Annotated in this window: 13 protein-coding genes; 11 read left to right on the forward strand and 2 right to left on the reverse strand. The window is 69.2% G+C overall.

The features are described 5' to 3' along the window. The first annotated feature begins 8 nt into the window (after nucleotides 1-8). The 3 genes from CKW34_RS06575 (at nucleotide 9) to CKW34_RS06585 (ending at nucleotide 4634) form a co-directional block, all read left to right on the forward strand. On the forward strand, nucleotides 9-1439 hold the full coding sequence (locus CKW34_RS06575; protein ID WP_059383064.1) for an acyl-CoA synthetase: 1431 nt from the start codon (nucleotides 9-11) through the stop codon (nucleotides 1437-1439). A gap of 171 nt (nucleotides 1440-1610) precedes the next feature. Beyond that, nucleotides 1611-2864: a PucR family transcriptional regulator gene (locus CKW34_RS06580; protein WP_059382991.1), complete on the forward strand. Its 1254-nt coding sequence runs from the start codon at nucleotides 1611-1613 to the stop codon at nucleotides 2862-2864. Between the two features lie 153 nt (nucleotides 2865-3017). Continuing rightward, nucleotides 3018-4634, forward strand: coding sequence for a substrate-binding domain-containing protein (locus CKW34_RS06585; protein WP_231921812.1), 1617 nt, complete (start codon nucleotides 3018-3020; stop codon nucleotides 4632-4634). On the opposite strand, the gene CKW34_RS06590 is transcribed toward CKW34_RS06585, so the two are convergent. Continuing rightward, complete coding sequence (locus tag CKW34_RS06590) at nucleotides 4603-5937, reverse strand: amino acid permease (protein ID WP_229580569.1); 1335 nt, start codon at nucleotides 5935-5937, stop codon at nucleotides 4603-4605. The genes CKW34_RS06585 and CKW34_RS06590 overlap by 32 nt on opposite strands. Nucleotides 5938-6047: 110 nt before the next feature. After that, a complete protein-coding gene (gene dapD / locus CKW34_RS06595; RefSeq protein WP_059382988.1) occupies nucleotides 6048-7001 on the reverse strand; it encodes a 2,3,4,5-tetrahydropyridine-2,6-dicarboxylate N-succinyltransferase in 954 nt (317 codons plus the stop codon). Nucleotides 7002-7099: 98 nt separating this feature from the next. On the opposite strand from dapD, the gene dapE reads away from it, so the two are divergent. The 8 genes from dapE (at nucleotide 7100) to CKW34_RS06635 (ending at nucleotide 14373) form a co-directional block, all read left to right on the forward strand. Further along, nucleotides 7100-8176 (forward strand): succinyl-diaminopimelate desuccinylase, encoded by a 1077-nt coding sequence (gene dapE / locus CKW34_RS06600; protein WP_059382987.1) that lies wholly within the window; start codon nucleotides 7100-7102, stop codon nucleotides 8174-8176. Nucleotides 8177-8186: 10 nt separating this feature from the next. After that, the gene (locus tag CKW34_RS06605) at nucleotides 8187-8990 is read left to right on the forward strand and encodes an LOG family protein (protein ID WP_059383063.1); all 804 of its coding nucleotides are present in this window, start codon (nucleotides 8187-8189) and stop codon (nucleotides 8988-8990) included. Beyond that, nucleotides 8984-9544: an LOG family protein gene (locus tag CKW34_RS06610; RefSeq protein WP_059382986.1), complete on the forward strand. Its 561-nt coding sequence runs from the start codon at nucleotides 8984-8986 to the stop codon at nucleotides 9542-9544. The genes CKW34_RS06605 and CKW34_RS06610 overlap by 7 nt, the downstream gene beginning before the upstream one ends. A 148-nt stretch (nucleotides 9545-9692) precedes the next feature. Beyond that, nucleotides 9693-11444, forward strand: coding sequence for a long-chain-acyl-CoA synthetase (locus CKW34_RS06615; protein WP_059382985.1), 1752 nt, complete (start codon nucleotides 9693-9695; stop codon nucleotides 11442-11444). Nucleotides 11445-11462: 18 nt separating this feature from the next. Further along, complete coding sequence (folP, locus tag CKW34_RS06620; RefSeq protein WP_059382984.1) at nucleotides 11463-12383, forward strand: dihydropteroate synthase; 921 nt, start codon at nucleotides 11463-11465, stop codon at nucleotides 12381-12383. Further along, entirely contained in the window at nucleotides 12380-13297 is a 918-nt protein-coding gene (locus tag CKW34_RS06625) for a glucosyl-3-phosphoglycerate synthase (RefSeq protein ID WP_059382983.1), read from the forward strand. The genes folP and CKW34_RS06625 overlap by 4 nt, the downstream gene beginning before the upstream one ends. Nucleotides 13298-13354: 57 nt before the next feature. Beyond that, complete coding sequence (locus CKW34_RS06630; protein ID WP_059382982.1) at nucleotides 13355-13780, forward strand: DivIVA domain-containing protein; 426 nt, start codon at nucleotides 13355-13357, stop codon at nucleotides 13778-13780. After that, nucleotides 13777-14373 carry a DNA-3-methyladenine glycosylase I gene (locus CKW34_RS06635; protein WP_059382981.1) on the forward strand — a complete coding sequence of 199 codons (597 nt, stop codon included), beginning with the start codon at nucleotides 13777-13779 and terminating at the stop codon, nucleotides 14371-14373. Before CKW34_RS06630 ends, CKW34_RS06635 begins: the two co-directional genes overlap by 4 nt. Nucleotides 14374-14382: the final 9 nt, after the last annotated feature.

A 14382-nucleotide genomic window follows, 5' to 3' on the forward strand; every position in this document is an offset into this window, starting at 1 on the left:
TGGCTGTCGTGTCTGCACTGCTTCGTTCGCTGAACCCGCTGGCCGTCGCGCGCGGCGACGATCTCCCGGACGCCGTCCGTATCGACGGCCACACCTTCTCCCGCAGTGATCTGCTCGGCGCGGCCACCGCCGTCGCGGCGCGGGTGGCGCGCGCCGATCGGGTGGCCGTGCTCGCGACTCCGAGCGCGACCACCGTCGTCGCCGTGACCGGTGCCCTGCTCGCCGGGACGACCGTGGTGCCGGTGCCACCGGACTCGGGGCCCGCCGAACTCGCCCACATCCTGACGGACTCGGGCGCGCAGGCCTGGCTCGGTCCGGCGCCGGAGGTGCAGCATCCCGACGTTCCGCAGTTGCCGAGCCTGCCGGTCCGCCTGCACGCCCGCGACTGGCATCACCTGCCCGAGCCGAACCCGGCGCGAATCGCGTTCGTGCTGTACACCTCCGGTACCACCGGCGCCCCGAAGGGCGTGCTGCTGAGCCGCCGGGCGCTCGCCGCGGGCATCGACGCCCTCGCCGAGGCATGGGCCTGGACCGAGCGCGACACGCTCGTGCACGGCCTGCCGCTGTTCCACGTGCACGGACTCGTGCTCGGCGTGGTCGGGGCCCTGCGCATGGGCAGCCGGCTGATCCACACCGGGAAGCCGACCCCGCAGGCCTACGCCGAGGCACAGGGATCCCTCTACTTCGGGGTGCCGACGGTGTGGACACGCGTCGTCGAGGACGAGGACTCCGCCCGCGCGCTCAGCGGCGCGCGACTGCTCGTCTCCGGAAGTGCGCCGCTGCCGGTGCCGGTCTTCGAACGACTGCGTGAGCTCACGGGCCTGGTCCCGATCGAGCGTTACGGCATGAGCGAGACGATGCTGACGCTCAGCACGCGGGTCGACGGCGAACGCCGTCCCGGCTGGGTCGGCACGCCCGTCGCCGGGGTCGAGACGCGACTGCGCGACGAGCAGGGCCGCGACGTGCCCCACGACGGGGAGAGCATCGGTGTCCTGCAGGTGCGCGGGCCGATGCTCTTCGACGGCTATCTGAACAGGCCCGAGGCCACCGCGGCCGCGTGGACCGAGGACGGATGGTTCGTCACCGGCGACGTAGCGGCCGTCGACGAGGGCGGATTCCACCGCATCGTGGGCCGCGAGTCGACCGATCTGATCAAGACCGGTGGGTTCCGGGTGGGTGCGGGGGAGATCGAGACCGTTCTGCTCGGTCATCCCGCTGTGCGGGAGGTGGCCGTGGTGGGCCTGCCCGACGACGACCTCGGTCAGCGGATCGTCGCGTTCGTGGTGCCCGCCGCCGACGGCGCCCAGGTCGACGAGTCGGAACTGATCGACCTTGTCGCACAACAGCTCTCCGTGCACAAGCGACCCCGGGAGGTGCGTGTGGTGAGCGACCTTCCACGCAATGCGATGGGCAAGGTGCAGAAGAAGAAACTGGGCTGACAGGGTCGGTGGGGAGCGCCCGCGGGCAGGTTCCTGTTACCGGAACTTCGTGGAAAATCGGTCACAGGGGTTGCATGTGTCACACTGCGAGGCGGATTCTCTACTGCACCGTATGTAGATCTACTCACTTCGATGGGGGTTCGAGGGATGTCTGTAACGGATCAGGTCCGGGTGCCCGGGCACGACCGTCGGGGGGACGGTGACAACGCTCCGCTCTTCCTGGTGGACGGGAAGCCCGCGTCCGTTCCGCTGCGCGATCTGCCCGCCGTGGCTCGCAAACTCGTGGCGCACTTCGCCGACAACGTGGCGCCGTGTTCGCTCCGACCGGGCGAATCGCTGCGCGGCGACGTCACCGAGGTCACCGTGCGCTGCCTGCGCATCGCGATCCATCTCCTCGACTCCGGAGAACTACCCTCCGACGCGGAGCTCGCCGACCTGCGCAGCAGCGCAGCCCAGTGGGCCCGCGCCGGCTTCCGGCTCGAATACATGCTCCGGATCTATCACGAAGGCATCCGTCTCGGTTGGGAGCTGGTCACCGATCGGGCCCGGGAGGGCGATGTCTCCTCCGTCGCCGACGCGTCCCGCCTGTGGATGGCGCTGCTCGAGAAGGTCACCGTCGCCGCGACCACCGGTTTCGTCGCCGAACTCGACGCCATCCGCCGTGAACGCGACGTCGCCGCGCAGGAACTGGTCACCGCGCTGCTGAGCGGGCAGGACGCCGCGGCCGTGGCGCAACGCTCCGGGCTGGTGCTCGCCGACACCTACACCGTGCTCGCGGTCTCGCTCACCCGACATCCCGACGAACGCAATCCGCACGTGCGGCCGGAGGTCGTCGCGCGGCGCACCCTGCGCCGGGTCGAGACCGAACTCGAGGCGATCTGCGAGGGCCGCCACCTCGCGATGCTCGGCCCCGAGGGCGGCACCGTCCTGCTCCCCGAATCGCCCTCGACCGAGGCGATCGAGGAATTCCGGCAGCGCATCGAGACCGTCGCGGGCGTGTCCGTCACCATCGCTCTCGTCCACGCCCCCGTCCGGGAGGTGCCCACTGCGGCGAAGCAGGCCCACGAACTGCTCGATCTGGTGCGACGGCTCGGCCGTGCGGTCGGGGCCTACGGTATGCAGGATCTGGCCCTCGAATACCAGCTCACGCGGCCCGGACCGGCGCGCCGTCACCTCGCGCGCGTCCTCGACCCGCTCGACGAATCACCCGAACTCGTCGAGACACTGGAAACGCACATCGCCCACGACCTGAGCCGCCAGCTCACGGCCAAGACCCTGCACGTCCACGCGAACACCGTCGACTACCGCCTCAAGCGGGTCGCACAACTCACCGGATTCGACCCCACCCGGCCCTCCGGACTGCGCCAGTTGCAGGCGGCGCTGATCGCTCGCCGACTCGAACTGGAGAGGTCCGAACAGGGCTGATATCGCGTCGGATTCGGCTTCCCGAGGCCTGCCGGTCTATATCATCGGTCTCGGGCGACCGAGGGGCGTCACCCGGAGTGAGCGCGAGGGGGCCGACGCATGGCGGGGGAGTCCGGACCGTCCGAGTCGGATCCGCCGAGCCGTCGTGGCGGCGTGAGTGGGGATGCACGGCCGGGCAGGGGTCGGGCGCGCTGGTTCGTGGTCGCCGTGATCCTCGTCCTCGCGGCCGGATCCGTCGCCTTCCTGTTCGTGGAGCGGCGGAGCGGGTGCGACGACTCCGAGCGTTACACCGTGGCGGTCACCGCCGACCTCGCGCCGGTGATCGAGGAGACCTCGGTATCCGGATGTACGGAATTCGAGGTCGTCGAACAGGAACCGGGGGAGGTGTCGGCGCGACTGGCGACCGACGACGTCCCCGACCTGTGGCTCCCGGCGGGCGGTTGGTGGGCGTCGTGGGCGGGTGAGACCGCCACGGGCCCGGTGCGCACGGTGTCGACACCGCTGGCCACCACGCCGCTCGTGATTGCGGGTGCGCCGGGCACCGTCGAACCGGCGGCCGACTGGCAGGAGGCCCTGTCCGATCCCGGTCTCGTCTTCGGCAATCCATTGCGCTCCGGTCCCGCGGCAGGTGCCATCCGCGCCGTGCTGGCCGAAGCCGCCGACGATCCCGTCGCGATGGGCACGGTCCGTCCCGTCATGGCGCCGCTCGCCGAGCGGGAGGGGGTCCGCGACGAGGAGGTACCCACCGGATCGACCTTGCTCGAGGAGACCGTCGCCGATGGCGGGACGGTGGTGAGCACCGAACAGCAGGTCGAGACCTATCGCAGCGTCCACGAGCGCGAACTGGGCATCGAGGTACCCGCCACCGGGACGCTGCTCGTGGACTATCCGGTGGTCGTGACGGCGCGCGGAGAACGGCACGACGCCGCGGCGGCGGCCGCGACGGCGCTGACCGACGCGCTGCACACGTCCGAAGGACTCGACAGGCTGACCCGTCACGGCTTCCGGGACGGAGGCGGACGACCCTTGCCCGACGGCCGCGGTGTGGGAGCGGTGCCGGTGCTCGAACTCGACGACGAGACCGTCGCCGAGGAGGCGATGAACGTGTGGGCGTTGCAGGCGCTTCCCGTACGCACCGTGTTCGCGGTGGACGTCTCCGCGTCGATGAACCGTAATCTCGGCGACGAGAGCCGGATCGAACTGGTCCGGCGCGCCGCGACCGCCGCCAACGAGGTCCTGCCCGGGAACGTCTCGGCGGGCCTGTGGTTCTTCGGCGGGGGAGTGAGCGACTACGCCACATTGCCGAACGACCGCGCCGAGGCCCCGGGGGACTACATCGTGGCGGCACCGATCCGGCGCTTCGATGCGGTGGTGGACGACGGTACCCAACGCGACCTGCTCACCTCGCTCGTCGCACAGATGGCCGGTACGGCCGACGAGACCACCGCGCTCTACGACACGATCCTCGCGGCCTTCCGGTACGTGCAGGACAGCTACGATCCGCGCGCGGCCAACAGTGTCGTCGTGGTGACCGACGGCGCCGACAACGGCTCCGCGATGTCGAAGGACGAACTGCTCGCGGTCCTCTCGAACGAGAACGATCCGTCCAAGCCGGTCCGGATCGTGACGATCGGACTCGGCGAGGACGTGGACACCGCGACCCTCGAGCAGATCGCCGCGGCGACCGGAGGGGTGAGCTACCGGACGAGCGATCCGCTCGACATCACCGAGCTCGTGCTCACTGCGCTGGCCGATCGGACGGGTGGCTGACCGTCTTGTCGTCGTGGGTGCGGTGCCAGAGCAAGCCGAGCGCCGTGATGATCAGGAACAGCACGAAGGTCGACGCGAGCTGGACCCGGGCCGCGCTGTCGGACAGCATCAGCACGATGAAGCCGATGAGCATCGCGAGCGTGAACCAGCTGAGATAGGGGAACAGCCACATGCGCAGGCGGATGGTGCCTTCGCGCTCGAACTTGCGGCGCAGCCGCAGATGCGAGACGACGATGAACAACCAGATCGCGATGAGCGCCGATCCGACCGCGTTGAGCAGGATCCCGAGGATGGTGTCGGGCAGCAGCCAGTTGAGCCACACGCTGACGAAGCCGAAGAACACCGAGACGAGCACCGCGTTGCGGGGCACTCCGTGGTGGGTGAGCTTGCTGAGCCAGGCCGGTCCGTCGCCGCCGCGTGCCAGCGAGTAGGCCATGCGGGAGGTGCCGTAGACGTTGGCGTTGAACGCCGACAGCAGCGCGATCACCACGACGAGTTCCATGAAGCCGGACACGTAGGGGATGCCGGCGATGTCGAGCACCGAGACGAACGGGGAGGTCTCGCCGCTCGCCGCGGTCCACGGCAGCACGAGCACCATGATCGAGATCGACCCGAGGTAGAAGACCGAGATCCGCCAGACGACACTGCGCACGGCCGTCGCGATGGACCGTTCCGGATCCTTCGATTCGGCCGCGGCGATCGTGACGATCTCGATGCCGCCGAACGCGAAGGCCACCGCGAGCAGACCGGCCGCGACACCGGCGATCCCGTTGGGCGCGAAACCGTCGCCGTCGCCGAGCAGGTGCGTGGTGCCGACGGGTTCGGTGCCCGGAAGCAGACCGAACACGAGCAGGATGCCGATCACCAGGAACCCGAGGATGACCGCGACCTTCAGTGCCGCGAACCAGAACTCGAACTCACCGAAGTTGGCGACCCTCGCCAGATTGACCACCGCGAAGAAGGTGACGAACACCAGCGCGACCACCCATTGGGGTACGCCCGGCAGCCACGACTGCACGATCGCGGAGGCGCCGGTGATCTCGACACCGAGCACCATGATCAGCATGAACCAGTACAGCCACCCCATGCTGAATCCGGCCCAGCGGCCGATTCCGATGCGCGCGTAGTGCGAGAACGAACCGCTCACCGGCAGCGCGGCACCCATCTCGCCGAGCATGCGCATCACGAAGATGATCATCACGCCGGCGAGCAGGTACGAGACGATGATGGCCGGACCGGCTGCGGCGATACCCACTCCGGAACCGAGGAACAGGCCCGCGCCGATGGCGGAGCCGAGTCCCATCATGGTCAGATGGCGGACCTTCAGGCCGCTCCCGAGATGTTCGACCTCGGACGCGGGCCGCTGGGTTTCACTCACAGTTTCTCGGTTCCGAATCTGTTGTGGGTGCAGAGTCAGTCGTTGGCGTGCAGAGCCGCGTTCAGTTCGACTCCGCTGCCCTTGTTCGGCACGACCTCGACCGCGCCGCTCACCGAGTTGCGTCGCAGCAGGAGGTTGGATGCGCCGCTGAGGGTCGCGGCCTTGACGACGGTGCCGTCAGGGCCGGTGACCTTGGTACCGGCGGTGACGTACAGGCCGGCCTCGACGATGCAGTCGTCGCCGAGCGAGATGCCCACGCCCGCGTTCGCGCCGAGCAGGCAGCGCTTGCCGACGGAGATGACCTCCTTGCCGCCACCGGAGAGGGTGCCCATGATCGAGGCGCCTCCACCGACGTCGGAACCGTCGTCGACGACGACACCCGCGGAGATGCGGCCCTCGACCATCGAGTTGCCGAGCGTGCCGGCGTTGAAGTTGACGAAGCCCTCGTGCATCACGGTGGTGCCGGACGCGAGATGCGCACCGAGGCGGACGCGGTCGGCGTCGGCGATGCGGACACCGGCGGGAACGACGTAGTCGACCATGCGGGGGAACTTGTCGACACCGAAGACGGTCACCGGTCCGCGGATGCGCAGACGGGAGCGCACGGTCTCGAAGTTCTCGAGCGAGCACGGGCCGTAGTTGGTCCACACGACGTTCGCGAGCATGCCGAAGATGCCGTCGAGGTTGAGTCCGTGCGGCTGGACGAGACGGTGCGACAGCAGGTGCAGGCGCAGGTAGACGTCGTGAGTGTCGACGGGCGGCTTCGACAGGTCCGCGATGTCGGTGCGCACCACCACCTGCTGGACCTCGCGCGCCTCGTCGTGACCGGCGAGCAGGGCGAGATCGGACGGGATGTCCGTGCCCTCGAGTCGCGTCGTTCCGGTTTCGCTCGGCTCGCCGAGGGCGGGTGCCGGGTACCACGTGTCGAGGACGGTGCCGTCCTCCGTGATGTTCGCGATGCCTACTGCTGATGCTCCGTGTGCACTCACGGGTGAGAAGCGTACGCGAGGCGGTCCCGGGCCTGTGTCCCCCCTGAGAAAATCGTGTGCGGGGTCTGAGGAGCAGGCGCGTTTCGTATCGTGCAGGTATGCCCGTACCGCAGCTGGACCTGCACGCCGACCCCGTCGAACTGACCGCCGCGCTCGTCGACATCCCGAGCGTGTCGCAGGACGAGACGCTCATCGCCGACGCCGTGGAGACGGCCCTGCGCGAGCAGACCGACGGCTTCGAGGTCGTGCGCAACGGCAACTGTGTCCTGGCGCGGACGAACCGCGGACTCGGCAGCCGCGTGATGCTCGCCGGTCACCTCGACACCGTCCCGATCGCCGACAACGTGCCGTCGCGGCGGGACGGCGACCTGCTGTGGGGATGCGGAACCTCCGACATGAAGGCCGGCGACGCCGTTTTCCTGCACCTCGCCGCGACCGTCACCGATCCCGCGCACGACCTGACGATCGTGATGTACGACTGCGAGGAGATCGCGGCCGCGTACAACGGGCTCGGACGGATCGAGACCGAACTGCGCGACTGGCTCGACGCGGACGTCGCGATCCTCGGCGAACCCACCTCGGGGGAGATCGAGGCCGGCTGCCAGGGCACCCTGCGGGTGCGCATCACGACAGACGGTGTGCGGGCGCACTCGGCGCGCTCCTGGCTGGGTGACAACGCGATCCACAAGCTGGCTCCCGTGCTCGACCGGCTGGCCCGCTACGAGGCACGGTCGGTCGACATCGACGGCTGTGTGTACCGGGAAGGACTGTCGGCGGTGCGCATCGAGGGTGGTGTCGCAGGGAACGTGGTGCCCGACGCGGCCGCACTCGACGTGAACTTCCGGTTCGCCCCGGATCGCAGCCCCGACGACGCACTCGCGCACGTCCGCGAGGTCTTCGGCGGTCTGGCGATCTCGATGGAGCTCACCGACATGTCGCCCGGCGCGCTGCCCGGACTGTCGAACCCCGCCGCGGCCGCGCTCGTCGAGGCCGCGGGCGGGAAGTTCCGGGCCAAGTACGGCTGGACGGACGTCTCGCGGTTCGCGGCGCTGGGGATTCCGGCCGTCAACTACGGGCCGGGCGATCCGAACCTCGCCCACAAGCGCGACGAGCACGTCGAGGTGGGGCGGATCACCGAGGTGACCGCCGTCCTGCGCTCCTATCTCACCCGATAACGTGGCCGCCATGTCCGGCGAGAACTCCCCATCCGAACGCGGCTCCCGGCGCGAGGTCGTGCACCAGGGTCCGGTGCAGCTGCGCGGCTCTCTCGCCCGCGAGGTCACGACGATGGACCAGCGGCTGCTCGACCGTCGCGGCCCGTCCGACTGGGTGCACACCGATCCGTGGCGCGTCCTGCGGATCCAGAGCGAGTTCGTCGAAGGCTTCGGTGCGCTCGCCGAGGTGCCCCGCGCCGTCACGGTCTTCGGATCGGCACGGACTCCGGCCGATCACGAGGAGTACGAGATCGGCCGCGAGCTCGGCGCCGCACTCGTCCACGCCGGATACGCCGTCGTCACCGGTGGCGGCCCGGGCGCGATGGAGGCGGCCAACCGCGGTGCCAGCGAGGCCGGGGGACTGTCGATCGGACTGGGGATCGAGTTGCCCTTCGAACAGGGCCTCAACGAGTGGGTCGATCTCGGGCTGAACTTCCGGTACTTCTTCGCGCGCAAGACGATGTTCGTGAAGTACTCGCAGGCGTTCGTGTGTCTGCCCGGCGGTTTCGGGACACTCGACGAGCTGTTCGAGGCACTGACCCTCGTGCAGACCCGCAAGATCACACAGTTCCCGATCGTGCTGTTCGGATCGGAGTACTGGAACGGGCTGGTGGGCTGGCTGCGAGAGACCCTGGTCCGCGGCGGCAAGATCTCGCCCGCAGATCTGGACCTGCTCTTCGTCACCGACAGCGTCGAGGAGACGGTGGACATCATCCTCGTGGCGCATCGCGGTGAGGACGAGAACGAACTGTACGGAAACGGGAGTGGATGGTGACCGAATCTCTGTCGGTCTGTGTGTACTGCGCGTCGGGACCTGTCGACCAGAAGTTTCTCGAGCTGGCCGCCTCGGTCGGCACGGAGATCGGCCGACGGGGCTGGCAGCTGGTCTCCGGCGGCGGCAACGTGTCGATGATGGGAGCGGTCGCCGACGCGGCCCGCGCGGCCGGTGCGCACACGATCGGGGTCATCCCGAAGGCTCTCGTGCACCGCGAGGTTGCGGACGTCGACGCCGACGAGTTGATCGTCACCGAGACGATGCGCGAGCGCAAACGCATCATGGAGGACCGCGCCGACGCCTTCCTGACCCTGCCCGGCGGCATCGGAACCCTCGAGGAACTGTTCGAGACGTGGACGGCCGGGTATCTCGGTATGCATGACAAGCCGGTCGTCCTGCTCGATCCCACGGGCCACTTCGACGGCCTGCTGGGCTGGCTCGGGTCGATGGTCGACACCGGCTTCGTCGCGCAACGCGCACTCGACGGTCTCGCGGTCACCACCGACCTCGCCGACGCGCTGGACCGTTGCGCTGCTCCGTACGCGACGGTCTGAGGTGTTCCACTTCGCCGCGCGCTTATCTACTCTTCGGTAAGTTCGGGGGAACGCCGTGGGTGTCGCCCGAGCAAGCCCGCCCGTCCCCGACGTCGCCGTGAGGAAATCTGTCGTGACCACTCGATCCGATCGAGACAATGCCCCCGTCGTGTCCCTGCCCGGACTCGTCTCGAAACTGCCCCGGATGGCTACCGATTTCCCCATCGTGCTGCGCGGAGCAGCCGGCATGCTCCGGAAGCCGACCGCCCGCGAGACGATCGGGTCGGTCTTCCAGAAGCTCGCCGAGCGTCACCCGGAACGGCCCTTCATCCGCTTCGAGGGCGACTCCATCGGGTACGGCGAGGCCAACGCGCAGGTCAACCGGTACGCCGCGGTGCTCGCCGATCGCGGTGTCGGCAAGGGCGACGTCGTCGGCATCCTCATGGGCAACCGGCCCGAGACCCTGCTGGTCACCCTGGCCGCGGTCAAACTCGGTGCGGCCGCCGGCATGCTCAACATCAACCAGCGCGGCGAGGTGCTCGAACACAGCCTGTCGCTGCTCGACAGCGCCGTCCTCGTGATCGGCGAGGAGTGCGAGGAGGCCGCCGACTCCCTCGGCGTCGAACCGCAGGCCCGCGCCGTGCTGCGCTTCGACGATCTCGACACCGCCGCCCGCGACGCCGACGCGTCGAATCCCGCAGTCACCGAGGAGCTGCAAGCGTCCGAGACGGCCTATTACATCTTCACCTCCGGCACGACAGGACTGCCGAAGGCCAGCCGCATGACGCACTTCCGGTGGCTGAAGTCGATGTCGGGCCTGGGCAGCCTCGGCGTCCGCCTGCGCCGGACCGACGTCCTGTACTCCTGCCTGCCGCTCTATCACAACAACGCCCTCACGGTCGCGTTGTCCTCGGTGCTCGCCGCCGGCGCCACGCTCGGGCTCGGCCGGAAGTTCTCGGCGTCCAACTTCTGGAACGACGCGGAGCGCAACGGCGCCACGGCCTTCATCTACATCGGCGAGATCTGCCGCTACCTGCTCAACCAGCCGCCGCGGGAGGACGACGCCGACCATGGGATCCGCCTGGCCGTCGGCAACGGTCTGCGCGCAGAACTGTGGGACGAGTTCACCGAACGCTTCGGCATCGACCGCGTCGCGGAGTTCTACGGCGCGAGCGAATGCAACATCGCCTTCATCAACGCGCTCGACCAGAAGCGCACCGCCGGCATCTGCCCGCTGCCCTACGCCGTCGTCGAGTACGACCCCGATTCCGGGCAGGCACGTCGCGGCGACGACGGCCGGTTGAAGAAGGTGGGCAAGGGCGAGGTCGGACTGCTCCTCGCGAAGGTCACCTCCCGCGCACCCTTCGACGGGTACACCGATCCCGAGGCCACCGAGAAGAAGCTGCTCCGCGACGCGTTCTCCGACGGCGACGTCTGGTTCGACACCGGCGACCTCGTCCGCAACCAGGGCTGGATGCACGTCGCGTTCGTCGACCGGCTCGGCGACACCTTCCGGTGGAAGGGCGAGAACGTGGCGACCACGCAGGTCGAGGCCGCGGTGTCGTCGCACGAGACGATCGCCGAGGCCGTCGTCTACGGCGTCGAGGTCGACGAGGCCGACGGCCGCGCCGGGATGGCCGCGATCACCTTGAAGGAGGGCTTCGAGCTCGACGGAGCGGCACTCGCGAAGTCGCTGCACGACGCGTTGCCGGACTACGCGGTCCCGCTGTTCGTCCGCATCGTCGACGAGCTCGAGTACACGACGACCTTCAAGAGCAGGAAGGTCGATCTGCGCAAGCAGGGCTACAGCGAGACCGGTGAGGACGAGCTGTACGTCCTCGCGAGTCGCAGCGAGGGTTACCGGCCGATCTTCGACGGCTTCGTCGACGGCGTCGCGCGGGGAGAATTGCCCGGTCGCTGAGCATGTCAGGATGGGATCATGAGCGGCCCCGCGACCGATGTCGACGAGCAGACCCCCGTGACCCGTCCCGGTCCGGCACCGTCCACCCTGTGCGGGCGCCCCGTCGCCACCGACAGGGCGCTCGTCATGGCGATCGTCAACCGCACCCCGGACTCGTTCTACGACCGGGGAGCGACCTTCGAGGACGACGCGGCGCTCGAGGCCGTCGACCGTGCGGTGGCCGAGGGTGCCGACCTCGTCGACATCGGCGGGGTGAAGGCCGGGCCGGGTGAGGTCGTCGACAGCGACGAGGAGATCCGGCGCGTCGTGCCGTTCGTCGCCGCGATCCGCGAGCGCTATCCGGATGTGCTCATCAGCGTCGACACCTGGCGCAGCGAGGTCGCGCGTCGCGCTGTGGGCGAGGGTGCCGATCTGATCAACGACACGTGGGCCGGTGCCGATCCCGAGCTCGTCGCGGTCGCCGCGGAACTCGGGGCCGGTATCGTCTGCTCCCACACCGGCGGCGCCGTCCCGCGCACCCGCCCGCACCGTGTGCGGTACACCGACGTCGTCGGGGAGGTGGTGGCAGAGGTCGTCGCGGCTGCGGATGCCGCCGCCCGCGCCGGCGTCGCGAGCGACTCGATCCTCATCGACCCGACCCACGATTTCGGAAAGAACACCCATCACGGACTCGCTCTGTTGCGGCACGTGGACGTTCTTGTAAAAACCGGGTGGCCTGTGCTTATGGCGCTGAGCAACAAGGACTTCGTGGGGGAGACTCTGGGAGTCGAACTCGCCGACCGGTTGGAGGGCACATTGGCAGCGACAGCTCTGGCGGCAGCGGCCGGCGCACGAATGTTCCGGGTACACGAGGTGGCAGCCACACGTCGGGTGGTCGACATGGTCGCGGCGATCGCGGGCACACGCCCGCCGGCGCGCACGGTGAGGGGGTTGGCATGAGTGCACCTGCACGCACGTGGAACGAGGTCAACAGCTGGGATCGGCCCGCCTGGTCGATCGACGAACTGATCGCGGCCAAGGCCGGCCGCACGGTGACCGTGGTGCTGCCCGCTCTCAACGAGGAGGAAACCGTCGCGGGTGTGATCGACACGATCCACCCGCTGCTCGGTGGTCTCGTGGACGAACTGGTGGTCCTCGATTCGGGTTCCACCGACGAGACCGCCACCCGGGCGCGGGCGGCGGGCGCCCGCGTCATGTCCCGGGAGGAAGCGGTGCCGGGCATCGAACCGGTCCCCGGCAAGGGGGAGGTGCTGTGGCGGTCGCTCGCGGCGACCTCCGGCGACATCATCGCCTTCGTCGACTCCGATCTGATCGATCCCGATCCGGCCTTCGTGCCGAAACTGCTCGGACCCCTGCTGCTCGGCGACGGTGTGCACCTCGTCAAGGGGTACTACCGGCGGCCGCTGCGCACCGGTGGGGGCGAGGACGCCCACGGCGGTGGCCGCGTCACCGAGCTCGTCGCACGGCCGCTGCTCGCGGCACTGCGACCGGAGCTGACCTGCGTGCTGCAACCGCTCGGCGGTGAGTACGCGGGGACGCGGGAACTGCTCGAGTCGGTCCCGTTCGCACCCGGTTACGGGGTGGAGATCGGGTTGCTGCTCGACACCTACGACCGGTTCGGTCTCCACGCGATCGCGCAGGTCAACCTCGGGGTCCGCAAGCACCGCAACCGGCCGCTGTCCGAACTCGGGGCGATGTCCCGGCAGATCGTGGGCACGATGCTCGCGCGCTGCGGGATCCCCGATTCGGGTGCGCCGCTCACCCAGTTCCTGGTGGAGGGCGATGCGTTCGTGCCGTTCGACACCTCCGTCGATCTCACCGACCGCCCCCCGATGGTGACGGTCACCGGCTGACCCGACCGTACGGCACCGGTCCCGGCCGGTGTCGGCCGCTCGTGCCAAGATCGGAGCATGCTCACGGTTCTGCTGTACGTGCTCGTGATGGCGGGCGTCGCCGCGGTGCTGTTCTTCGTCGCGAGCGCCGTCTTCGGCCGGGGCGAGACGTTGGCGCCGCTGCCTCCGGGCACCACCGTCACGGTGTTACCGGCCACCGACGTCACCGGCACCGACATCCGCGACCTGCGGTTCCAACAGACCGTGCGGGGTTACAAGATGAGCGAGGTCGACTGGGCGCTCGACCGTCTCGCCCGCGAGGTCGACGATCTGCGGGTCCGCCTCGCCGACGCCGAGGCCCGCGCAGAGGAGCCGTCGGTCGACGGCACCGGAAAGGGCGGCGGGGCAGAAGACGTCGGAGCAGCCGACGTCGGAGCAGCCGACGTCGATGGGGAGAACGTCGCCGAACGGGCTTCGTCGGAGTCGACGGGGGAGTCACGATGACGGCAGACGGGCAGGGGCCAGTGGGCGATACCGACGACCGCGTGCGATGCCCGTGGGCCGTCGACGGTCCCGGTTCGTCGCTCTACCGCGACTATCACGACTACGAGTGGGGCCGGCCGCTCCACGGCCGCGACGAGATGTTCGAGCGGCTCTCCCTCGAGGCATTCCAGTCGGGACTGTCGTGGCTGACGATCCTGCGCAAGCGGGAGGCCTTCCGCGCGGCTTTCCACGGCTTCGACGTCGAGGCGGTCGCCCGCTTCACGGAGGCCGACGTCGAGAGGTTGCTCGCCGACTCCGGCATCGTGCGCAACCGCCGCAAGATCGAGGCGGTGATCGCCAACGCGCGGGCCGTGCTCGAACTGCCCACCGATCTCGACGAGCTGCTGTGGTCGTTCGCACCGCCGCGACGCGCGCGACGTTCGGTAACGGTCGAGGAGATTCCGGCGGTGACGCCGGAGTCCACGGCGATGGCCCGTGAGCTGAAGCGCCACGGCTTCCGTTTTGTGGGCCCTACCACTGCGTATGCGCTGATGCAGGCTACCGGAATGGTCGACGATCACCTCGAATCGTGCTGGGTGTCACTCGACTCGTAGAACCCGGAG

It is taken from the genome of Rhodococcus rhodochrous (genome assembly GCF_900187265.1).
Lineage (GTDB): Bacteria > Actinomycetota > Actinomycetes > Mycobacteriales > Mycobacteriaceae > Rhodococcus > Rhodococcus rhodochrous.